Genomic DNA, 22,865 nt, shown 5'->3' with positions numbered 1-22,865 from the left:
AACATCAACACAACCAGCTGACCTGCTCGCTGCCCCATCGGGATGGCGCGGCCCGGTTCGCGTATCGCAAGGAACACAACATGCTCGCAACTCTGACGCGGCTGTTCCCGTTATGGGCACTGCTGCTCTCCGTTCTGGCCTATTACACTCCCACCACCTTCACCCCGATTGGCCCGTGGGTCACCACTCTGCTGATGCTGATCATGTTCGGTATGGGCGTGCATCTGAAGCTGGAAGATTTTAAGCGCGTCCTGTCGCGCCCGGCGCCGGTCGCTGCGGGGATCTTTCTCCATTATCTGGTGATGCCGCTCGCCGCCTGGCTGCTGGCGCTGCTGTTTCATATGCCGCCCGAGCTCTCCGCCGGGATGGTACTGGTCGGTAGCGTCGCCAGCGGAACCGCCTCCAACGTGATGATCTTTCTTGCCAAGGGGGATGTTGCACTGTCGGTAACCATCTCCTCGGTCTCCACTCTCGTCGGCGTCGTGGCGACACCGCTGCTCACCCGTCTGTACGTCGACGCGCACATTCAGGTCGACATCATGGGGATGTTGCTCAGCATTCTGCAGATCGTGGTCATTCCCATCACGCTGGGGTTGATTGTCCATCATCTGCTGCCGAAGGTGGTGAAAGCGGTAGAGCCGTTCTTACCTGCCTTCTCGATGGTGTGCATTCTGGCGATCATCAGCGCGGTGGTGGCGGGTTCCGCCGCCCATATCGCCTCCGTCGGCCTGGTGGTGATTATCGCGGTGATCCTGCATAACACCATTGGCCTGCTTGGCGGCTACTGGGGCGGACGTCTGTTTGGTTTTGATGAATCCACCTGCCGTACGCTGGCGATCGAGGTGGGGATGCAGAACTCCGGCCTGGCGGCCGCGCTGGGTAAAATTTACTTCGGCCCGCTGGCGGCGCTGCCAGGCGCGCTGTTCTCCGTCTGGCATAACCTGTCCGGTTCGCTGCTGGCCGGGTACTGGTCAGGAAAGCCCATCGCCAAAAAAGCCGACAAGCGCTGAGCGTGATACGTCCGGGCGCAGGCCCGGGCGTGTGCCTGCTTTAGTTGCCATACAGGCTATCAGTAAAATATTCATTGCCGTACACTGGGTGCTCTGGTCTGACTGAGGGCACCACCATGGCACTCCCCCGTATTACACAAAAAGAGATGACCGAGCGCGAACAGCGCGAATTGAAAACGCTGCTTGACCGCGCGCGCATTGCGCATGGCCGCCCGCTGAGCAATGCGGAAACGAACAGCGTGAAAAAGGAATATATCGATAAGCTGATGGCGCAGCGTGAAGCGGATGCGAAGAAAGCCCGCCAGGTGAAAAAACAGCAGGCTTATAAAACGGATAAAGAAGCGACCTTTTCCTGGTCGGCGAATACGCCGACCCGCGGCAGGCGTTAACGACCTTTCTTTTTACGTCCCGGCTGGGTGAAACGTTTCCCGTTAGCAGCCGGGCGGCCTTTATCGTTGCTATTTTCCATCTTCACCACCGGGCGCTTGATCCCGGGGGTCGCCGCTTTGGCCTTCGGCCTGGCTTTCGGCTTCGCTTCGGAAGAGGAGTTTTCAATCAGCTTGAACAGGTCGATCAACTCGTCATCGGTTAGATCACGCCATTCACCCAAGGGGATCCCCGTCAGGCTCACGTTCATAATCCGCGTACGCTCAAGCTTCGTCACTTCATAGCCAAAGTGCTCGCACATACGACGGATCTGGCGATTCAGCCCCTGCACCAGAGTGATGCGGAAAACGAACGGCGCTTCTTTCTTTACCTTACATTTTTTCGTCACAGTCCCGAGAATCGGTACACCCGCGCCCATGCCGCGAATGAACTCATCGGTCACCGGCTTATCGACCGTCACCAGATACTCTTTTTCATGGTCGTTGCCGGCGCGCAGGATCTTGTTCACCAGATCGCCGTGGTTGGTGAGGAAGATCAGCCCCTGAGAGTCTTTATCCAGACGGCCGATAGGGAAGATTCGCTTGCTGTGGTTGACGAAATCGACAATGTTGTCGCGCTCGCCGTCTTCCGTGGTGCTCACAATGCCGACCGGCTTATTCAGCGCAATCAGCACCAGATCATCCGCTTCACGCGGCTCAATCAACTGTCCGTTCACTTTGACTAAATCGCCAGGCTTCACCTGATCGCCAATGGTGGCGCGCTTGCCATTGATAAAGACGTTGCCTTGTTCAATAAAGCGGTCCGCTTCGCGACGCGAGCAGATGCCGCTTTCGCTGATGTATTTATTTAATCGGGTTGATGAGTCGGGCAGCATAGATTCTCCTGTAAAAGCGAAATATACCCTACCTTGTGGGCGAGAAAAAAGATGTGCCTTTGCGCCCTCCGGCGCAAGGTGTGATCGACTACGCCTTTTTTCACAAAAGTGTCCCGCTCAACGCCTGGCAACTTTGCATGATGAAATATCACAGAATCAGCGATTTAGCGTGCAATGCACAAAGGTGCCAACAACCCGCTATTGATAACGCAAATGTGCAAGATTATTCGCCAGATTAGGGTGATGAAATAAAAGAAAATCGCTTTAAACGGTGGCTCTAATAGGGTTATATCAGATCAACAGCACAAACCCGCGATTTGCACAAATGTGCAGGAGCCTGCAGATGACCATGGAAAACAGTGACGATATCCGGCTGATTGTCAAAATCGCCCAGCTCTATTACGAGCAGGATATGACTCAGGCGCAAATCGCTCGTGAGCTGGGGATCTATCGCACCACCATCAGTCGCCTGCTGAAGCGCGGCCGCGAGCAGGGCATTGTCACCATCGCCATCAACTATGACTACAACGAGAACCTGTGGCTCGAGCAACAGCTCAAGCAAAAATTTGGTCTGAAAGAGGCGGTGGTTGCCAGCAGCGATGGGCTGCTGGAAGAAGAACAGCTGAGTGCGATGGGCCAGCATGGCGCCCTGCTTGTCGACCGGTTGCTGGAGCCAGGCGATATCATCGGTTTTTCATGGGGCCGCGCCGTGCGTTCGCTGGTGGAGAACCTGCCGCAGGCCAGCCAGTCACGCCAGGTGATCTGCGTCCCCATCATCGGCGGGCCTTCCGGTAAACTGGAGAGCCGCTACCATGTGAATACGCTAACCTACGGCGCGGCAGCCAGACTGAAAGCGGAATCCCACCTTGCCGATTTTCCAGCCCTGCTGGATAACCCGCTGATCCGCAACGGCATCATGCAGTCCCAGCACTTTAAAACCATCTCATCCTACTGGGACAGCCTGGATGTGGCGCTGGTGGGTATTGGTTCACCGGCCATTCGCGACGGCGCAAACTGGCACGCCTTCTACGGCAGCGAAGAGAGCGACGATCTGAACGCCCGCCACGTCGCCGGGGATATCTGTTCGCGTTTCTACGATATTAACGGTGGGTTAGTCGATACCAATATGAGCGAAAAAACCCTGTCGATCGAAATGGCGAAGCTGCGCCAGGCTCGCTATTCCATCGGCATCGCCATGGGGGAAGAGAAATACTCTGGCATTCTTGGCGCATTGCACGGACGCTATATTAACTGTCTGGTGACAAACAGAGAAACGGCTGAATTATTACTTAAATAACACAGGATATGATTTCACGCAGCACGCGCTGCGGGGGATCCCTTTATCTAAAGAAATGGGAGTGAATAATGAATACATGGTTAAATTTAAAAGATAACGTCATTATCGTGACCGGCGGCGCCTCGGGAATTGGGCTGGCCATTGTCGATGAATTATTATCACAAGGTGCTCATGTCCAGATGATTGATATTCATGGCGGCGATCGCCATCACAATGACGATAATTATCACTTCTGGCCGACGGATATTTCCAGCGCAACAGAGGTGCAACAGACTATCGATGCCATTATTCAGCGCTGGTCGCGTATTGATGGCCTGGTCAATAACGCCGGCGTGAATTTCCCGCGTTTATTAGTCGATGAAAAAGCACCGGCCGGCCGCTATGAATTAAACGAAGCCGCTTTTGAAAAAATGGTCAATATCAACCAGAAAGGGGTGTTTTTCATGTCGCAGGCGGTGGCGCGTCAAATGGTCAAACAGCGCGCCGGTGTGATTGTCAATGTCTCTTCGGAGAGCGGCCTGGAAGGCTCTGAAGGTCAAAGCTGCTACGCCGCGACCAAGGCCGCGCTCAACAGCTTTACCCGCTCCTGGTCCAAAGAATTGGGTAAATATGGGATCCGTGTAGTCGGCGTTGCGCCGGGGATCCTCGAAAAAACCGGCCTGCGGACGCCGGAATATGAAGAGGCGCTGGCCTGGACGCGCAATATCACCGTCGAGCAACTTCGCGAGGGATATACCAAAAACGCCATTCCCATCGGGCGGGCAGGAAAGCTCTCGGAAGTCGCTGATTTTGTTTGCTATCTCTTGTCAGCGCGCGCCAGCTACATCACCGGAGTCACCACTAACATTGCCGGCGGAAAAACGCGCGGTTAAGGAGGAAGTATGGTTCACGCTATCTTCTGCGCCCACGGCCAGCTGGCCGGGGCCATGCTTGATTCGGTACGCATGGTCTACGGCGAGGTTTACGTCAGCGCCGTCGCGTTTGTTCCCGGTGAAAACGCGGCGGATATCGCCATTAACCTGGAAAAGTTAGTAAGCGCCCACACCGATGAGGAGTGGGTAATCGCGGTAGATTTGCAGTGCGGAAGCCCATGGAATGCCGCAGCCGGGCTGGCAATGCGTCACCCGCAGATCCGGGTGATTAGCGGCCTGTCGTTGCCGCTGGCGCTCGAGCTGGTGGATAACCAGCATACCCTGAGCGCCGATGACTTATGCCAGCATCTGCAGGCCATCGCCAGTCAGTGCTGTGTGGTCTGGCAGCAGCCAGAAACCGTTGAGGAGGAGTTCTGATGCAAATTACCCTCGCCCGTATTGATGACCGACTGATTCATGGCCAGGTCACCACCGTGTGGTCAAAAGTCGCCAACGCCCAGCGGATAATTATCTGCAATGACGATGTATCTAACGATGAGGTTCGCCGGACCCTGTTGCGTCAGGCGGCCCCGCCAGGCATGAAGGTAAACGTTGTCAGTCTGGAAAAAGCGGTTGCGGTCTATCATAACCCGCAATATCAGGATGAGACCGTCTTTTATTTATTTACCAATCCACATGATGTTTTAACGATGGTGCGCCAGGGGGTGAAGATCGCCACGTTAAATATTGGTGGCATGGCCTGGCGCCCCGGAAAAAAACAGCTAACCAAAGCCGTTTCTTTGGATCCGCAGGATATTCAGGCATTCCGTGAACTCGATAAACTGGGCGTAAAACTCGATTTACGCGTGGTCGCATCAGATCCGTCAGTCAATATTCTCGACAAAATTAACGAAACAGCTTTCTGCGAATAAAAAATAGCGCCTGTTGTGATATGCCGTAGCAGGCAGGATGACTCACACCTTAAAGGTCATAAATTATGGAAATTAGTACCCTACAGATAATAGCCATATTTATTTTTTCCTGTATTGCCGGAATGGGCAGCGTGCTGGATGAATTTCAGACCCATCGGCCCCTTATCGCCTGTACCGTGATTGGCCTCATCCTGGGTGATTTAAAAACCGGGGTTATGCTCGGCGGTACGCTGGAGCTGATCGCCCTCGGCTGGATGAACGTGGGGGCAGCACAGTCACCAGATTCGGCGCTGGCCAGCATTATCTCCGCCATTCTGGTGATTGTGGGCCACCAGAGCATTGCCACCGGCATTGCCATTGCCCTGCCGGTGGCCGCTGCCGGGCAGGTGCTGACCGTTTTCGCCCGTACCATTACCGTGGTGTTCCAGCACGCCGCGGACAAAGCGGCCGAGGAGGCGCGCTTTCGCACCATCGACCTGCTGCATGTCTCCGCGCTGGGGGTGCAGGCACTGCGCGTGGCAATCCCGGCGCTGGTGGTCTCACTGTTCGTTAGTGCGGACATGGTCAGCAGTATGCTCAGCGCGATCCCGGAATTCGTCACCCGCGGCCTGCAGATTGCCGGTGGTTTCATTGTCGTCGTGGGCTACGCGATGGTGCTGCGAATGATGGGCGTGAAGTACCTGATGCCCTTCTTTTTCCTCGGTTTTCTCGCTGGCGGTTATCTCGACCTCAGCCTGCTGGCTTTCGGCGGCGTGGGCGTCATCATCGCGCTGATCTACCTCCAGCTCAATCCACAGTGGCGTAAGGCTGAACCCGCCGCCTCCACCGCCCCCTCTGCACCCGCCCTTGACCAGCTTGACGACTAACGGAGCCGAAAATGGAACAGAAAAAAATCACGCAAGGCGACCTGGTGAGCATGTTTCTCCGCTCCAACCTCCAGCAGGCCTCCTTTAACTTCGAACGTATTCATGGCCTGGGATTTTGCTACGACATGATCCCGGCGATCAAACGCCTGTATCCGCTCAAAGCCGATCAGGTCGCGGCGCTGAAGCGTCATCTGGTGTTCTTTAATACCACGCCGGCGGTATGCGGCCCGGTGATCGGCGTCACCGCCGCCATGGAAGAGGCCCGGGCCAACGGCGCGGCCATTGACGATGGCGCTATCAACGGCATCAAAGTGGGTCTGATGGGCCCGCTGGCCGGCGTCGGCGACCCGCTGGTCTGGGGCACGCTGCGGCCGATTACCGCGGCCCTTGGCGCCTCGCTGGCCCTCTCCGGCAATATTCTGGGACCTTTGTTATTTTTCTTTATTTTCAATGCAGTGCGGCTGGCAATGAAGTGGTATGGCCTGCAACTGGGCTTCCGTAAAGGGGTCAATATCGTCAGCGATATGGGCGGTAACCTGCTGCAGAAGCTGACCGAAGGCGCCTCCATTCTCGGCCTGTTTGTCATGGGGGTGCTGGTGACCAAATGGACCACCATCAATGTGCCGCTGGTGGTGTCCCAAACGCCCGGTGCAGACGGCGCCACCGTCACGATGACCGTCCAGAACATTCTCGATCAGCTCTGCCCCGGCCTGCTGGCGCTGGGCCTGACGCTACTGATGGTGCGTCTGCTGAACAAGAAAGTGAATCCGGTCTGGCTGATTTTCGCCCTTTTCGGCTTAGGCATTATCGGCAACGCCCTCGGCTTTCTGTCCTGATTATTCCGCCCCGGCGATGCCGGGGTGACGTCAACAACATAGCCCCGAAAGATGAAGGGGATGAGGTGGTTTATGCAAACAACAACGGCCCTGCGCCTGTATGGCAAACGAGACCTGCGCCTGGAAACCTTTACCCTCCCGGCGATGCAGGACGATGAGATCCTCGCCCGGGTGGTCACGGACAGCCTGTGTCTTTCCTCATGGAAAGAGGCCAATCAGGGTGCCGATCATAAAAAGGTGCCAGATGATGTGGCCACCAGGCCCATTATTATCGGTCATGAATTCTGCGGCGAAATCCTCGCCGTCGGTAAAAAGTGGCAGCATAAGTTTCAGCCGGGGCAGCGCTACGTGATCCAGGCCAACCTGCAGTTGCCCGACCGACCCGACTGCCCCGGCTACTCATTCCCATGGATCGGTGGCGAAGCCACCCATGTGGTGATCCCCAATGAGGTGATGGCGCAGGATTGCCTGCTCACCTGGGAGGGGGATACCTGGTTTGAAGGATCGCTGGTGGAGCCGCTCTCCTGCGTCATTGGCGCCTTCAACGCCAACTATCATCTGCAGGAGGGGAGTTACAACCACGTGATGGGGATCCGTCCTCAGGGACGCACCCTGATCCTGGGCGGGACGGGGCCGATGGGGCTGCTGGCCATCGACTATGCGCTGCACGGCCCCATCAATCCTTCACTACTGGTAGTGACCGATACCAATAAGCCGAAGCTCAGCTACGCCCGCCGTCATTACCCCTCTGAGCCGCAGACGCTGATCCACTACCTCGACGGCCATGAGGCCAGTCGCGATACGCTGCTGGCGCTCAGCGGCGGCCATGGCTTCGACGATATCTTCGTGTTTGTGCCAAACGAACAGCTGATCACCCTGGCCTCCTCGTTGCTGGCCCCGGACGGCTGCCTGAATTTCTTTGCTGGCCCCCAGGATAAGCAATTCAGCGCCCCGATCAACTTCTACGACGTGCACTACGCCTTCACCCACTACGTCGGCACCTCCGGCGGTAATACTGACGATATGCGCGCCGCGGTGGCGCTGATGCAGGCGAAAAAGGTCCAGACGGCGAAAGTGGTCACCCATATTCTCGGCCTGAACGCCGCGGGCGAAACCACCCTCGATCTGCCTGCCGTCGGCGGGGGAAAAAAGCTGGTGTATACCGGAAAAGCCTTCCCGCTCACGCCGCTGGGCGAGATCGCCGATCCCGAACTGGCAGCGATTGTGGCACGTCACCATGGGATCTGGTCCCAGGAGGCTGAAGCGTATCTGCTGGCCCACGCGGAGGATATTACGCATGATTAACCGCGATACGCTGCTGTGCATCTCCCTGGCGGGTCGCCCCGGCAACTTCGGCACCCGCTTTCATAACTATCTGTATGACAAGCTGGGATTGAACTACCTCTACAAAGCCTTTACGACTAAGGATATTGAGGCGGCGGTAAAAGGGGTTCGCGCATTGGGTATCCGCGGCTGTGCGGTCTCCATGCCGTTTAAAGAGAGCTGCATACCGTTTCTTGACGCTATCGATCCGTCAGCAAAAGTCATCGACTCCGTCAACACCATCGTCAATGACGACGGGAAGTTAACCGGGCTAAACACCGATTACATCGCGGTCAAAAGCCTGATCGCCAGCCATCGGCTCGATACCAACGCCAGAGTGATGATTCAGGGTAGCGGCGGCATGGGGAAAGCCGTCATTGCCGCCTTCCGTGATGCCGGTTTCCGCGACGTGATCATTGCGGCCCGCAATCGCCAGCGCGGCCTGGCGCTGGCAAAACAGTATGGCTTTCAGTGGCAGCCCCTACCGGAAGGGATCGCAGCCGAGATTCTGGTCAATGTCACACCGCTGGGCATGGCGGGGGGAGCGGAAAGCACCACGCTGGCGTTCAGCGAGGCCATGGTGGCCCAGGCCAGCGTCGTGTTTGACGTGGTCGCGTTGCCGGCGGAAACCCCGCTGATCCGCCTGGCGCAGCAACGGGGTAAGCAAACCATCAGCGGCGCGGAAGTCATTGCCCTGCAAGCCGTCGAGCAGTTCGTCCTTTATACCGGCGTACGGCCGGATAGCGCGCTGGTGGCAGAGGCCTCGGCGTTTGCCAGAAGCTAGGATGCCCCTCCCGGGAAAGGCGTCAGCCACGTCCCGGGAGGGCTATCTCGCCAGAAAAGAGGCGACATAAACGGAAAATAATCCGTCTCAGTAGTCATCCCGTTCGTCGTCTTCATCCGGCTGCTCCATCACGCTGTAGGCCACCGAGCAGAACAGGCTGTTCAGGCGCTTCATATCCCCCAGCAGCGCCAGATGCAACGTACTGGTTTCGATACTCTGTACGTTCTGCTGATGCAGACGGTCAACGTGCGCATGCGAGTAACGGCGGTTAAGAATGCGGAACCGGTGTTTGCTGCGCCGCAGACGGCGGGCGCTGGGTACATCGCTGGAGAAGAAGACCGACATCGCCAGCTGCAGATTGCTGAGCAGCAGATCGTACAGCGCATCCAGCTCCTTTAATCCTTCCACCGAGAAGGCGCGCCGCGCCGCCAGCGATTTATCAGCAATTTCGCTGCCCATCCGCTCGACGATATCGGAGGCCTGTTCGAGGTTTAACGACATCTCAATAATTTCCGCCCAACGCCGGGACTCCTCCTCCGCCAGCTCATCCTTTGGCATTCGCGCCAGATAGAGCTTAATGGCGGTGTACAGCACGTTGATATCGTCCGCCATACGACGTAGTTCTTTTTCCTGACGCGGTTCGCCATGCATTACCTTGCGCAGGCTCTCCAGCATCTGCTCCATCGCATCACCAATGCGCAGGGTCTCGCGCGCAGCATTGGCCAGCGCCAGCGCCGGCGTATCCAGCGCCGACGGGTCGAGATGCTTGGGTTTCAGCTGGTTATCCAGCTCGGGCTCATCGCGGATCATACGCTGGCACAGCTTTGCCATCGGTCCGGCAAAGGGGACCATCGCGACGCAGCGCAGCAGGTTGTAAAAGACGTGAAAGTAGATAACCAGCTCGGACTCCGCCAATGGCAGCTTGTGCATCGCCGCAGCCAGCGGATGCACGAACGGCAGAATAATCAGGCTACCCACCAGCTTAAACAGCAGGCTACCCAGCGCTACCCGGCGCGCCGCCGCGTTTGCCGCGCTGTTGTTAAGCATCGCCAACAGCCCGGATCCCAGGTTGGCGCCAATCACCAGGCACAGGGCCACCGGGAAGGAGATCGCTCCCGCCGCGGTCAGCGTCGCCGTCAGCAGCACCGCCGCCAGGCTGGAGTAGCTGATGATCGCGAATACCGCGCCAATTAAGGCATCCAGCATGATATCGCCGGTCAGCGAGGCGAAAATCACCTGCACGCCGTTGGCCTGGGTGATGGGGTTCACGGCCTGCACAATCAGCTCCAGGGCCAGCAGGATCAGCCCCAGACCAATCCCCACCCGCCCCAGCTGCCCGGCGCGGGTTTGCTTGCGGCCAAGGAAGAAGATCACCCCGATAAAAATGAGTAGCGGCGACAACCACGACAGGTCGAAGGTCAGCACCCTCGCCATCAGCGCCGTCCCGACATCGGCCCCCAGCACCATCACCAGCGCTGGCGTCAGGCCCACCAAATCCTGGGCGACAAACGAGGTCACCAGCATGGTAGTGGCATTGCTGCTTTGTACCAGCGCAGTGACGCCAAGACCCGCGCAGAAGGCGAGCGGCTTTTTCTCTACGCTGCTACTGAGAACGGTACGCAGGCGAGCGCCATAGACGCGCATCACCCCGGTACGCACAATATGCGTGCCCCACACCAGCAGAGCAACCGCGGACAACAGGTGTAGCAGAGTTAACACGGAATCAGCTTCTCCTTATCGTTACAGGTGTTCCGACGTTCTGGAACTTCTCTCAGTATAAGGGGTTAACCTCAATAAAGAGACAAGGCGCTCACAGAGCGCCTTGTTTGTTGTAAGGAAAGATGACGGCTTAGTCAGCATCATAGCCCAGATTAGGCGCTAACCAGCGTTCGACTTCCGCCGGCGTCATCCCTTTACGCAGCGCGTAGTCTTCGACCTGGTCGCGCTGGATCTGCGCCACGGCGAAGTACTTGCTGTCCGGATGGCTGAAATACCAGCCGGAAACCGAGGCGCCCGGCCACATGGCGAACGATTCGGTGAGCTTCATACCGGTATGGGCTTCGACGTCCAGCAGCTGCCAGATGGTGCCTTTTTCGGTGTGCTCCGGACAGGCCGGATACCCCGGCGCCGGACGGATCCCCTGGTAGTTCTCGCGGATAAGCTCCTCATTGCTGAGGTTTTCATTGGCTGCATACCCCCAGTACACCTTGCGCACTTTCTCGTGCAGATACTCGGCGAAGGCTTCCGCCAGACGATCGGCGATGGCCTTGATCATGATCTTGTTGTAGTCGTCATGCTGCGCTTCATAGGCGTCCGCCAGCGCATCCTCTTCCAGGCCGCCGGTCACGGCAAAGGCGCCGATGTAGTCCGCCTTGCCGCTCAGCTTCGGCGCAACAAAGTCGGCGAGACAGTAGTTGGCGAAGCCGACTTTTTCCGTCTGCTGACGCAGATGATGGCTCACCGTCAGCACGTGGGTGCGGGTTTCATCACGATAGATTTCCACGTCGTCGCCGACGCGGTTGGCCGGGAACAGCCCCACCACGCCGCGCGGGTTCAGGGTTTTCTCCGCGCTGAGTTTATCCAGCAGCTCGTTGGCGTCTTTGAACAGGCGCTGCGCCTCTTCCCCCACCACTTCATCTTCCAGAATCCGCGGGTATTTGCCCGCCAGTGACCAGGTCATGAAGAACGGCGTCCAGTCGATGTAGTTGCGCAGCGTCTCGATGCTCGCTTCGACCTCGTGGATGCCCAGCCGATGGGCCACCGGCGGGGTATAGTTCTCCCAGTCAAAGGCCAGATCGTTCTCTCGCGCGGCGGCCAGGGTCACTGGCGGCGTACGCGGTTTTTTACGCCCGTGCTGGATACGCACGGTTTCATACTCTTTGCGCGTGCGGGCGACAAAATCATCGCGCTGCGTATCGGAGAGCAGCGAGGCCACCACGCCGACGGTGCGCGAAGCGTTCTGCACGTAGACCGTCGGGCCGCTGTAGTTCTGCTCGATTTTCACCGCCGTGTGCGCTTTCGAGGTGGTCGCCCCCCCGATCAGCAGCGGGATGGTGAAGCCCTGGCGCTCCATCTCTTTCGCCACGTTAACCATCTCGTCCAGCGATGGGGTAATCAGCCCGGAAAGGCCGATCAGATCCGCATTCACCTCTTTGGCGGTTTTAAGGATTTTGTCCGCTGGTACCATCACGCCCAGATCGATAATTTCATAGTTGTTGCACTGCAGCACCACGCCGACGATGTTTTTGCCGATGTCGTGCACATCGCCCTTCACGGTGGCGATCACCATCTTACCGTTGCTGGAGCCTTTTTCTTTACTGGCTTCGATATAAGGTTCGAGGTAGGCCACAGCTTGTTTCATCACGCGTGCGGATTTCACCACCTGCGGCAGGAACATTTTGCCTTCGCCGAACAGGTCGCCGACCACGTTCATGCCGTCCATCAGCGGCCCTTCAATCACCTCGATTGGGCGGGCGGCCAGCTGGCGCGCCTCTTCAGTATCCTGCTCGATAAACTCGGTGATCCCTTTTACCAGCGAGTATTCGAGACGCTTTTTCACGTCCCAGCTGCGCCATTCCGCCTGCTGGGCATTCGCGCCATCGTCCGCTTTGCTGCCGCGATATTTTTCCGCCAGTTCAAGCAGTCTTTCGGTGCTGTCATCGCGGCGGTTGAGGATCACGTCTTCGACCGCGTCGCGCAGCTCGCCCGGCAGATCGTCGTAAATCGCCAGCTGGCCAGCGTTAACGATCCCCATATCCATGCCGTTACGGATCGCGTAGTAGAGGAATACGGCGTGGATCGCCTCACGTACCGGGTCATTACCGCGGAAGGAGAACGACACGTTGGAGACGCCGCCGGAGATCAGCGCATGCGGCAGCTCGCGCTTAATGTCTTCACAGGCGCCGATAAAGTCCTGCGCATAGTTGTTATGCTCTTCGATACCGGTCGCAACCGCGAAGATATTGGGGTCAAAAATGATATCTTCTGGTGGGAAGCCGACCTCTTCGGTGAGGATTTTGTAAGCGCGACGACAAATCTCAATTTTGCGTTCGCGAGTGTCGGCCTGGCCGACTTCGTCAAAGGCCATCACCACTACCGCGGCGCCATAGCGGCGAACCAGCTTCGCATGGTGGATAAAGGGTTCGACACCCTCTTTCATCGAAATCGAGTTAACAATGCCTTTGCCCTGAATGCATTTCAGACCCTTTTCAATGACTTCCCACTTGGAGGAGTCGATCATGATCGGCACGCGGGCAATATCCGGCTCGCCGGCAATCAGGTTGAGGAAGCGCACCATCGCCGCTTCCGCGTCGAGCATCCCCTCATCCATGTTGATATCAATAATCTGCGCGCCGCTTTCGACCTGCTGACGGGCAACGTCCAGCGCTTCGCTGTACTTCTCTTCTTTGATCAAGCGCTTAAATTTAGCAGAACCGGTGACGTTGGTACGTTCGCCGACGTTAACAAACAGGCTGTTATCGCCGATGTTCAGCGGCTCCAGACCGGCGAGGCGGCAGGCCACCGGCAGTTCCGGCAATTGGCGCGGCGGTAAACCGGCCACCGCCCGGCTCATGGCGGCAATATGCTCCGGAGTCGTACCGCAGCAACCGCCGACGATATTGAGGAAACCGGCTTCCGCCCATTCGCGAATTTGCGTCGCCATGGTGTCGGCATCCAGATCGTATTCACCGAAGGCGTTGGGCAGACCGGCGTTCGGGTGCGCGGTGACGTAGCATTCGGCGATGCGCGACAGCTCCTGGACATACTGCCGCAGTTCGTCCGGCCCGAGGGCGCAGTTCAGACCAAACGATAAGGCTTCGGCGTGGCGCAGCGAGTTATAAAAGGCTTCGGTGGTCTGCCCGGAAAGCGTGCGGCCGGAAGCATCGGTGATGGTGCCGGAAATCATCAGCGGCAGGTCAACACCCAGCGCCTCCAGCTCCTCTTTCACCGCATAGATGGCCGCTTTGGCGTTCAGAGTATCAAATACCGTTTCAATCAGGATCAGATCCACACCACCTTCCACCAGCGCCCGGGTGGATTCGCGATAAGCGGCCACCAGCTGGTCAAAGGTAATATTACGGAACGCCGGATCGTTCACATCAGGTGAAATAGAGGCGGTACGGTTGGTCGGGCCAAGCACGCCCGCGACGTAGCGCGGTTTTTCCGGCGTGCGGGCCGTCCAGGCGTCGGCGCTGGCGCGAGCCAGCTTCGCCGCGGCAAAGTTGATCTCTGCCGACAGGGATTCCATCTGGTAATCCGCCATCGCGATGGTCGTCGAGTTAAAGGTGTTGGTCTCAATGATATCCGCGCCAGCCTCGAAGTAGGCGTCGTGGATCTCGCGGATCACCTCGGGCTTGCTGAGCACCAGCAGGTCGTTGTTGCCTTTCAGGTCGCACGGCCAGTCAGCAAAGCGCTCACCGCGAAAGTCCTGCTCACTCAGACGATAGCCCTGGATCATGGTGCCCATGCCCCCATCCAGAACCAGAATACGTTCTTTTAACTGCTGATGCAGTTGCTCAACTTTGCTGCTCACACTTGCTCCCGACAACGCTCAACTCAGGCCAAATAGCCAACAAACCATACTGGCATAAACCACCGGAGCGGAAAAGACAACAACAGGCAATATGAGACATGTTCAGCTTCACTCATCCGATGAGTCCGGTTGTGATTGCATTATCGCCAAATAAAACGAAAATCATTTCCACGATACAGAAAAAGGAGTCCGCGATGGCCACTACCCCCGTTCCCGCGAAACGCGGCAGAAAACCCGCGGCTGCCACCGCCCAGCAGGCTGGCGGTCAGGTTCAGTCGCTGACCCGCGGCCTGAAATTACTCGAATGGATTGCTGAGTCCCACAGCAGCGTCGCGCTGACCGAGCTGGCGCAACAGGCGGGTCTGCCCAACTCCACCACACACCGTCTGCTGACCACCATGCAGCAGCTGGGCTTCGTCCGCCAGGTCGGTGAGCTGGGACACTGGGCCGTCGGGGCGCATGCCTTCGTGGTCGGCAGCAGCTTTCTGCAAAGCCGTAATCTGCTGGCCATTGTCCACCCGATCCTGCGCCAGCTGATGGAAGATTCCGGTGAAACGGTGAACCTGGCGGTGCTCGACCAGAGCGACCACCAGGCGATCATTATCGATCAGGTGCAGTGCACCCAGCTGATGCGTATGTCGGCGCCGATCGGCGGTAAGCTGCCGATGCACGCCTCTGGCGCCGGGAAGGCGTTTCTCTCGCAATTGAGCGAAGAGCAGGTCACCAGCCTGCTGCACCGTAAAGGGCTTCATGCCTATACGCATGCCACGCTGGTCTCCCCGCTACATCTGAAGGAAGATTTAGCCCAGATCCGCAAGCGGGGTTACTCTTTCGATGACGAGGAGCACGCGCTCGGCCTGCGCTGCGTCGCCGCCTGCATTTACGATGAACATCGCGAACCGTTCGCGGCGATTTCTATCTCCGGCCCCATCTCGCGTATGACCGATGATCGGGTAACCGAGCTTGGCGCGCTGGTCATTAAGGCCGCGAAAGAGGTCACGCTGGCATACGGCGGGGTTAAATAAAGAAAGATTAAGTAGCCCGGCCGAGCGAAGCGACGCCGGGGAAGCACGGCACAAAACCCCGGCGTCGCTTCGCTCGGCCGGGCTACATCAGCCATAGCGCACGCTAAAACGCTGCTTACGCCGGTAGGCGTAGACATCTTCCACATGGCCGTTTTTAATCCGCGTCTGCAGTTCGCGCCAGTAGTCCGCGCGCAGCAGGTCGGCATGCATCTCCTCAAACAGCGGCCCAATGCGCGGGTCGGCGCACAGCCAGTGGCGGAACTCCTCCGGAAACACATCCCCCGGCGAGACGCTATACCACGGCTCGCTGGCCAGCTCATCCTCCGGATAGCGCGGCGGCGGGATCTGGCGGAAATTCACCTCCGTCATATAGCAGATTTCATCATAGTCGTAGAACACCACCCGGCCGTGGCGGGTGACGCCGAAGTTTTTAAACAGCATATCGCCGGGAAAGATGTTGGCGGCAGCCAGCTGGCGGATAGCATTGCCATACTCTTCTACCGCATCACGCAATGCCTGGCCATTAACCTGCTCCAGCCACAGGTTGAGCGGCACCATTCGCCGCTCAATATAGAGATGGCTGATGACGATGCGGTCGCCGAGATCGGTGAGTTTGTTCCCCGCTTCCGCCTGCAACAGCGCCATCAGCGCCGGCGCGATTTGCCGTTTATCCAGCACGAAATTTTCAAACTCCTGGGTATCCGCCATCCGCCCGACGCGGTCATGCTCCTTTACCAACTGATAGCAGGCGCGCACGTGGGCGGCGGTCATCTCTTTCTGCGGCGCGAAGCGGTCTTTGATCACCTTAAACACCCGGTCAAACCCCGGCAAGGTAAACACCAGCATCACCATCCCGCGAATGCCCGGCGCTTCAATAAACTGCTCATCGCAGCGCGTAATGTAGTGCAGATATTCGCGATAGCTTTCGGTTTTGGCGTGCTTCTGACAGCCAATCGCCATGTACAGCTCGGCCGTCGTTTTACCCGGCAGGATCTCACGCAGCCATTCCACCAGAGCGCCGGGCAACGGCGCATAAACCATAAAATAGGAACGCGCGAAGCCAAAAACGATGCTCGCTTCGGCATGGGTTGTCAGGCAGGTATCGACAAACAGCTCGCCCTCATCGCTGCGGTGGATCGGTAGCAAAAAAGGCAGCGTCGCCATCGGCATCACCAGTTTGCCCACCAGCCAGGCGGCTTTATTTCGATAGAACAGCTCGTTGGCGACCTGCAGATGACAGGTGGCGAGCAGTTCCTCCCCCAGCGCCTCCTGCAGACTGGCAATGATATAGCCGATATCCCGCGCTTTGTTCTGCCACGGCAACCGCAGCGGCAAATCGGACAGTACTTTGCCCAGCAGGTGCGACCAGCCGCGTTCCGGAAAAAAATCTTTCGCCAGCGGTCGCGGGAGGGTGCGAAAGGGACGCTCGGGCTGCGAACTGAAAATAAAGAGCCGCTCGGGGGTCAGCGAGCGGTGGTCAAACAGTCGGCAGTAGACCGAATTGAAAAAGCTCTCGGCAATTTCAAAGCGAGGGTAATCCGGCAACAGTTGGGTGTACTGCTGTTTCACCCGCAAAAGAAAATCGACGTCGGTACTTTTCCCTTCGGTAATGCAGCGCAGCTGCTCTACCACCAGGCCAACGTGGTGATCGTAGAGATGGATACGCTGCTTCATCGCCTGCTGTACGGCGTGCCAGTCAGCCTGTTCAAAGCGCTGCTGCGCGCCGGAGGTCACCTCCAGGAAACGCCCGTACTGGGCGTCGAATCCCTGTAAAATGGTTTGGGCAATCAGTAGTTCCAGGCCACGCGTCATCGCTTTCCCCCATCCGGCACCACGTCATGCCGGATGGCGCGCTCGCTTATCCGGCCTGCATCCCTTCCCAGGCCCGGTCAGCGTCGCGCCACCGGGCATGGCTCAAAACTGATCTTCTTCGGTCGAGCCGGTCAGCGCCGTCACCGATGAGGCGCCGCCCTGGATAATGGTAGTGACTTTGTCGAAGTAGCCAGTGCCCACCTCCTGCTGGTGCGAGACGAAGCTATAGCCTTCCGGCGCGGCAGCGAATTCCGGCTGCTGCACTTTCTCAACATAGTGGCGCATCCCCTCACCCTGAGCGTAGGCATGGGCGAGGTCGAACATGTTGAACCACATGCTGTGGATCCCGGCGAGGGTAATAAACTGGTATTTGTATCCCATGTCCGACAGCTGCTGCTGGAAGCTGGCGATGGTTTTATCGTCGAGATTTTTCTTCCAGTTAAACGACGGCGAGCAGTTATAGGCCAGCAGTTTGCCTGGGAAACGTGCATGAATAGCCTCGGCAAAGCGGCGCGCCTGCTCAAGATCCGGTTTCGACGTTTCGCACCACACCAGATCCGCATACGGCGCATAAGCCAGCCCGCGACTGATCGCCTGCTCGATCCCGGCGTGGGTGCGGAAGAACCCTTCGCTGGTGCGATCCCCGGTAATAAACTCACGATCGTACGGATCGCAGTCTGAGGTAATTAAATCCGCAGCGTCGGCATCGGTACGGGCAATCACCAGCGTCGGGACCCCCATCACGTCGGCTGCCAGACGTGCCGCAACCAGCTTCTGAATCGCCTCCTGAGTCGGGACCAGCACTTTACCGCCCATATGACCGCACTTCTTCACTGACGCCAGCTGATCTTCGAAGTGAACCGCCGCTGCACCGGCTTCAATCATCGATTTCATCAGCTCAAAGGCGTTAAGGACGCCGCCAAAACCGGCCTCCGCATCCGCCACGATCGGCAGGAAGTAGTCGATATAACGCGGATCGTTCGGTTCAATCCCGACCGACCACTGGATCTGATCGGCGCGGCGGAAAGTGTTGTTGATCCGATCCACCACCGCCGGTACCGAGTTGGCCGGATACAGCGATTGATCCGGATACATGCTGGACGCCAGGTTAGCATCCGCCGCCACCTGCCAGCCGGAGAGATAAATGGCTTCGATACCCGCCTTCGCCTGCTGCAAGGCCTGGCCGCCGGTCAGCGCGCCGAGACTGTTGACGTACCCTTTTTTCGCCTCACCGTGCAGCAGACGCCACATTTTCGCCGCGCCAAGCTGCGCCAGCGTGCATTCCGGATTCACCGAGCCGCGTAACTTCACCACCTCTTCCGCGCTGTACGGGCGGGTAATGCCTTCCCAGCGCGGGTTCGTCCACTCTTTGTTTAATTCTTCGATTTGTTGGGTACGGGTTTTCATGTGCAGATGCTCCATATAATTTCCTGGCTCCCCAGGCTCATTGGTGAAGGACTAAATGGCGAACAACACCTTCTGGCGGTTAGGCCAACAGGCGGTAGCCCGGTAATGTCAGAAAATCAATTAGCTCGTCGGAGGTGGTGATCTGCTCCATCAGCCGCGCCGCATCGTCAAAGCGACCGTGGCTGAAACGGTGCTCTCCCAGCTCCTCCTGAATCACCATCAGCTCTTCCGCCAGCCACTGGCGGAACAGCGCCTTAGTAACCGGGGTACCATCGTTCAGGGTTTTCTGATGATGGATCCACTGCCAGATAGAGGTGCGCGAGATCTCGGCCGTCGCGGCGTCTTCCATCAGGCCATAAATCGGGACGCAACCGTTGCCAGAGATCCAGGCTTCGATGTACTGCACCGCCACGCGAATGTTGGCGCGCATCCCGGCTTCTGTGCGCTCGCCCTCGCAGGGGGCCAGCAGCTGTTCGGCGGTAATTGGCGCATCCTCGTTACGCGTCACCGAGAGCTGATTCGGCTTATCGCCCAGCACGCGGTTAAACACCGCCATAGCGGTATCCGCCAGCCCCGGATGAGCGATCCAGGTCCCATCGTGACCGTTGTTCGCCTCCAGCTCTTTATCGGCGGTGACTTTATTCAGCACCTGGCGGTTACGTTCGGCATCTTTGCTCGGAATAAACGCCGCCATGCCGCCCATCGCAAACGCACCGCGTTTGTGGCAGGTCTTAATCAACAAACGTGAGTAGGCGCTGAGGAAGGGTTTATCCATCGTCACCACCTGACGGTCAGGCAACACGCGGTCCGGATGGTTTTTCAGCGTTTTGATATAGCTGAAGATGTAGTCCCAACGGCCGCAGTTCAGGCCAACAATATGGTCGCGCAGCGCATGCAGGATCTCATCCATCTGGAACACCGCTGGCAGCGTCTCAATCAGCAGCGTGGCCTTGATGGTGCCGCGCGGCAGGTCAAAGCGATCTTCCGTAAAGCTGAAGACATCGTTCCACCATGCCGCCTCCTGCCAGGCCTGGGTTTTTGGCAGATAGAAGTAGGGACCGCTTCCTTTCGCCAGCAGCGCCTGGTAGTTATGAAAGAAATAGAGCGCAAAATCGAACAGACTGCCGGGGATAGCCTCATTACGCCAGGTGACGTGTTTTTCCGGCAGGTGCAGGCCGCGCACACGGCATACCAGCACGGCGGGATTGGGCTGCAGCTGGTAGATTTTGCCGGCCTCGTTGGTGTAGCTGATGGTCCCGTTCACGGCATCACGCAGGTTAATTTGGCCATCAATGACTTTACGCCAGTCAGGCGCCAGCGAATCCTCAAAGTCCGCCATAAAGACTTTGACGTTGGCATTCATCGCGTTAATGACCATTTTGCGTTCGACGGGGCCGGTGATTTCAACGCGGCGATCCTGCAAATCCGCCGGGATACCGCGAATAGTCCAGCTTCCATTTCTAATGGAATCGGTTTCCGAAATAAAATCCGGAAGTACACCTTCATCAATGGCCTGCTGCTGCTGCTGACGCGCGGCCAGCAGCTTATTACGCGCCGGCGCAAAGCGGCTCACCAGTTCCGTCAGAAATTCTACCGCCTCAGGCGTTAAGATCTGCTTCTCCTGCTCGCCATAGGGCTGACTAAAGGCCAGTTCATCGGTGATTGTCGCCTGCTGCGTCATTGTGCTGTTCCTCTTGGTTGATCCGCTGGAAGCGAGCGAAAGATCGTTGTGTAGTTTTCGCTCAGCACAATTAAGACTACTCAATTAATTTTCAAAATCAAAAACAATTTCCATTTTAATTTTAAAATAACATTAACATATTGATAACAATGGAATTAAAGTTATCATTGGCCGTGAAGTGAATTTCGGAAATAAAAAAGGCACCCGAAGGTGCCAGAGGCAAAGTGCTGAAACGCTTTAGGATCGTTTCGTGTAGAGTATTACTCTAACGTAGGATTCATATGTCGCAGATCGTATGGTGTAATCTGGTAGACATAATAGTTAAGCCAGTTAGCGAACAGCAGATTGCCGTGGCTCCGCCAGGTGGCGCGCGGTTTGTTCTGCGGGTCGTTTTGCGGAAAATAGTTGTAAGGCACCTCTGGATCCAAACCGGCTTCCACGTCGCGGAAATATTCGCTTGCCAGGGTATTGGCATCGTACTCCGGATGGCCGGTGACAAAGGCTATACGCTTATCTTTGCTGGCAAACAAATACGCATCGCCCTCTTCCGTCTCCGCGAGGATCTCGAGATCGGTGTAGTCGCGGATAAGCCCCGCCGGAAAATCAGCATAGCGTGAGTGCGGGGCCAGGAAAGAGTCGTCGAAGCCGCGGGTCAGTAAGGCGTGTGGATGCAGAATATGGTGTTCATAGACGCCGGAAATCTTTTCGGCGCGGGTCTGCTTGGGAATGCCGTACAGAATATTCAGCGCGGCCTGAACCGCCCAACAGACGAACAGCGTGGAGGTGACGTGATCCTTCGCCCACTCCAGCACCTGTTTGATCTGTGGCCAGTAAGCAACATCGTTAAACTCAACCAGGCCTAAGGGGGCTCCAGTGACAATCAGGCCATCAAAGTTCTGATCGCAGATCTCATCGAAATTGCAGTAAAAGTTATTCAGATGCTCCGTCGGCGTATTACGCGACTCACGCGCATCAATACGCAACAACTGGATGTCCACCTGCAGCGGAGAGTTCGACAGCAGACGCAGGAACTGATTTTCCGTCTCGATTTTCTTCGGCATCAGGTTGAGGATTAACACCTTCAGGGGGCGAATTTCCTGAGTCGTTGCACGCGTTGCCGTCATCACAAAGACATTTTCATTGCGCAAGAAATTGACGGCTGGTAGCTCGTCCTGCACCCGAATTGGCATAACTGTATTACCTCATAGCATACGTATAAACGTTTAGACATCCAGATAGCTGAAGATAACCAGGAATCGGGTGAATGTCGAGTCTGCATGTTCACGGTGAGAAAATTTCACGGCGCGCGTTGAGTTAGAATATAAGAATGAAGAAAAGGAGAAAATATGGTTATTAGCATCCGCCGTTCCCGGCCTGATGAAGGGGATAAACTGATTGCGATATGGTGTCGGTCGGTCGACGCTACGCACGATTTTTTGTCAAAAGCGTATCGAAAGGAGCTGGAGGAGATGGTACGCGCATTTTTACCGGAGGCCCCGCTGTGGGTGGCGGTTAACGCCCAGGACGAGCCGATCGCCTTTATGCTGCTTACCGGAGAGCATATGGACGCGCTGTTCGTCGATCCGGATGTCCGCGGCTGTGGCGTGGGGAAATTGCTGATTGAGCATGCGCTGTCGTTAACGCCAAAGCTGACGACGAATGTGAATGAGCAGAATGAACAAGCGGTCGGGTTTTATCAGAGGATGGGTTTTAACGTGACAGGGCGTTCTGAGACGGACGATCTGGGGCAACCGTATCCGTTATTGAATTTGATACATGAGCCGCAGGCTGAAGCAGACTAAGATTGACGTCGCAACTGCTGACTCTTAGACAGGGGCCCCCCCGGAGGCGGTGCTGCGCACCTTGTCCGGGCTACCAGTCAGCCCCGGTTTGTAGCCCCGGTCAGCGCAGCGCCACCGGGGGAGATATGCCGGCATGCTGCCCGGTCCACTGAAACGCAAAAAGCCCATCCGTCAGGATGGGCTCTTCACTTGTTTGATGCCTGGCAGTTTATGGCGGGCGTCCTGCCCGCCACCCTCCGGGCCGTTTCTGCGCAACGTTCAAATCCGCTCCCGGCGGATTTGTCCTCCTCAGGAGAGCGCTCACCGACAGACAACAGACAAAACAAAAAGCTCAGTCTTTCGACTGAGCTTTCTGCTTTGTTTGATGCCTGGCAGTTCCCTACTCTCACATGGGGAGACCCCACACTACCATCGGCGCTACGGCGTTTCACTTCTGAGTTCGGCA

Annotated in this window: 20 protein-coding genes; 13 read left to right on the top strand and 7 right to left on the bottom strand. The window is 57.2% G+C overall.

All coding sequences use genetic code 11. From position 1 onward, the window contains the following. Nucleotides 1-80: 80 nt before the first annotated feature. Complete coding sequence (gene panS, locus CWM58_RS23225; RefSeq protein ID WP_100676111.1) at nucleotides 81-1,010, top strand: ketopantoate/pantoate/pantothenate transporter PanS; 930 nt, start codon at nucleotides 81-83, stop codon at nucleotides 1,008-1,010. Nucleotides 1,011-1,126: 116 nt separating this feature from the next. Further along, a complete protein-coding gene (locus CWM58_RS23220) occupies nucleotides 1,127-1,399 on the top strand; it encodes a DUF3811 domain-containing protein (protein WP_012969166.1) in 273 nt (90 codons plus the stop codon). On the opposite strand, the gene rluF is transcribed toward CWM58_RS23220, so the two are convergent. Next, the gene (gene rluF, locus CWM58_RS23215) at nucleotides 1,396-2,271 is read right to left on the bottom strand and encodes a 23S rRNA pseudouridine(2604) synthase RluF (protein ID WP_074387367.1); all 876 of its coding nucleotides are present in this window, start codon (nucleotides 2,269-2,271) and stop codon (nucleotides 1,396-1,398) included. The genes CWM58_RS23220 and rluF overlap by 4 nt on opposite strands. A gap of 349 nt (nucleotides 2,272-2,620) precedes the next feature. On the opposite strand from rluF, the gene CWM58_RS23210 reads away from it, so the two are divergent. The 8 genes from CWM58_RS23210 (at nucleotide 2,621) to CWM58_RS23175 (ending at nucleotide 9,160) form a co-directional block, all read left to right on the top strand. Next, a complete protein-coding gene (locus tag CWM58_RS23210; RefSeq protein ID WP_002884616.1) occupies nucleotides 2,621-3,568 on the top strand; it encodes a sugar-binding transcriptional regulator in 948 nt (315 codons plus the stop codon). A gap of 68 nt (nucleotides 3,569-3,636) precedes the next feature. Further along, complete coding sequence (locus CWM58_RS23205) at nucleotides 3,637-4,440, top strand: SDR family oxidoreductase (protein ID WP_100681891.1); 804 nt, start codon at nucleotides 3,637-3,639, stop codon at nucleotides 4,438-4,440. Between the two features lie 9 nt (nucleotides 4,441-4,449). Next, complete coding sequence (locus CWM58_RS23200) at nucleotides 4,450-4,857, top strand: mannose/fructose/sorbose PTS transporter subunit IIA (protein WP_100681890.1); 408 nt, start codon at nucleotides 4,450-4,452, stop codon at nucleotides 4,855-4,857. After that, on the top strand, nucleotides 4,857-5,351 hold the full coding sequence (locus CWM58_RS23195) for a mannose/fructose/sorbose PTS transporter subunit IIB (protein WP_100681889.1): 495 nt from the start codon (nucleotides 4,857-4,859) through the stop codon (nucleotides 5,349-5,351). The genes CWM58_RS23200 and CWM58_RS23195 overlap by 1 nt, the downstream gene beginning before the upstream one ends. Nucleotides 5,352-5,416: 65 nt before the next feature. Then, the gene (locus tag CWM58_RS23190) at nucleotides 5,417-6,217 is read left to right on the top strand and encodes a PTS mannose/fructose/sorbose transporter subunit IIC (RefSeq protein ID WP_025713361.1); all 801 of its coding nucleotides are present in this window, start codon (nucleotides 5,417-5,419) and stop codon (nucleotides 6,215-6,217) included. Nucleotides 6,218-6,228: 11 nt separating this feature from the next. Further along, nucleotides 6,229-7,053, top strand: a complete 825-nt coding sequence (locus CWM58_RS23185) for a PTS system mannose/fructose/sorbose family transporter subunit IID (RefSeq protein ID WP_002884590.1) — start codon at nucleotides 6,229-6,231, stop codon at nucleotides 7,051-7,053. 72 nt (nucleotides 7,054-7,125) lie between these two features. Continuing rightward, nucleotides 7,126-8,358 carry an L-sorbose 1-phosphate reductase gene (gene sorE / locus CWM58_RS23180; RefSeq protein WP_008807323.1) on the top strand — a complete coding sequence of 411 codons (1,233 nt, stop codon included), beginning with the start codon at nucleotides 7,126-7,128 and terminating at the stop codon, nucleotides 8,356-8,358. Beyond that, entirely contained in the window at nucleotides 8,351-9,160 is an 810-nt protein-coding gene (locus CWM58_RS23175; protein WP_061156139.1) for a shikimate 5-dehydrogenase, read from the top strand. The genes sorE and CWM58_RS23175 overlap by 8 nt, the downstream gene beginning before the upstream one ends. Before the next feature lie 87 nt (nucleotides 9,161-9,247). Here the strand turns inward: CWM58_RS23175 and CWM58_RS23170 are convergent, their stop codons facing one another. Together CWM58_RS23170 and metH are read right to left on the bottom strand one after the other, a co-directional pair. Beyond that, entirely contained in the window at nucleotides 9,248-10,879 is a 1,632-nt protein-coding gene (locus CWM58_RS23170) for a Na/Pi cotransporter family protein (protein ID WP_100681888.1), read from the bottom strand. A gap of 130 nt (nucleotides 10,880-11,009) precedes the next feature. Further along, on the bottom strand, nucleotides 11,010-14,693 hold the full coding sequence (gene metH / locus CWM58_RS23165) for a methionine synthase (RefSeq protein ID WP_100681887.1): 3,684 nt from the start codon (nucleotides 14,691-14,693) through the stop codon (nucleotides 11,010-11,012). Nucleotides 14,694-14,887: 194 nt separating this feature from the next. Between metH and iclR the strand changes: the two genes are divergently transcribed. Next, nucleotides 14,888-15,718, top strand: a complete 831-nt coding sequence (gene iclR, locus CWM58_RS23160; protein ID WP_061156434.1) for a glyoxylate bypass operon transcriptional repressor IclR — start codon at nucleotides 14,888-14,890, stop codon at nucleotides 15,716-15,718. Nucleotides 15,719-15,805: 87 nt separating this feature from the next. Here iclR and aceK read toward each other — a convergent pair whose 3' ends face one another. From aceK to metA, 4 genes are all read right to left on the bottom strand, one after another. Beyond that, complete coding sequence (gene aceK, locus CWM58_RS23155; protein ID WP_100681886.1) at nucleotides 15,806-17,530, bottom strand: bifunctional isocitrate dehydrogenase kinase/phosphatase; 1,725 nt, start codon at nucleotides 17,528-17,530, stop codon at nucleotides 15,806-15,808. A 102-nt stretch (nucleotides 17,531-17,632) separates the two neighbouring features. Beyond that, nucleotides 17,633-18,937 carry an isocitrate lyase gene (aceA, locus tag CWM58_RS23150; protein ID WP_032701149.1) on the bottom strand — a complete coding sequence of 435 codons (1,305 nt, stop codon included), beginning with the start codon at nucleotides 18,935-18,937 and terminating at the stop codon, nucleotides 17,633-17,635. 79 nt (nucleotides 18,938-19,016) lie between these two features. Then, nucleotides 19,017-20,618, bottom strand: coding sequence for a malate synthase A (gene aceB, locus CWM58_RS23145; RefSeq protein ID WP_100681885.1), 1,602 nt, complete (start codon nucleotides 20,616-20,618; stop codon nucleotides 19,017-19,019). A 260-nt stretch (nucleotides 20,619-20,878) separates the two neighbouring features. Next, nucleotides 20,879-21,808, bottom strand: coding sequence for a homoserine O-acetyltransferase MetA (gene metA, locus CWM58_RS23140; RefSeq protein ID WP_074387372.1), 930 nt, complete (start codon nucleotides 21,806-21,808; stop codon nucleotides 20,879-20,881). Nucleotides 21,809-21,964: 156 nt separating this feature from the next. On the opposite strand from metA, the gene CWM58_RS23135 reads away from it, so the two are divergent. Continuing rightward, entirely contained in the window at nucleotides 21,965-22,420 is a 456-nt protein-coding gene (locus CWM58_RS23135; protein WP_100681884.1) for an acetyltransferase, read from the top strand. Nucleotides 22,421-22,609: 189 nt separating this feature from the next. Next, on the top strand, nucleotides 22,610-22,865 hold a 256-nt coding region (locus tag CWM58_RS29075; protein ID WP_133122436.1), incomplete at its 3' end, for a hypothetical protein.

Source organism: Klebsiella sp. H-Nf2, assembly GCF_002806645.1.
In the GTDB taxonomy this organism is placed as follows: Bacteria; Pseudomonadota; Gammaproteobacteria; order Enterobacterales; family Enterobacteriaceae; genus Klebsiella; species Klebsiella variicola.
This window is presented reverse-complemented; position numbering and strand designations above follow the sequence as displayed.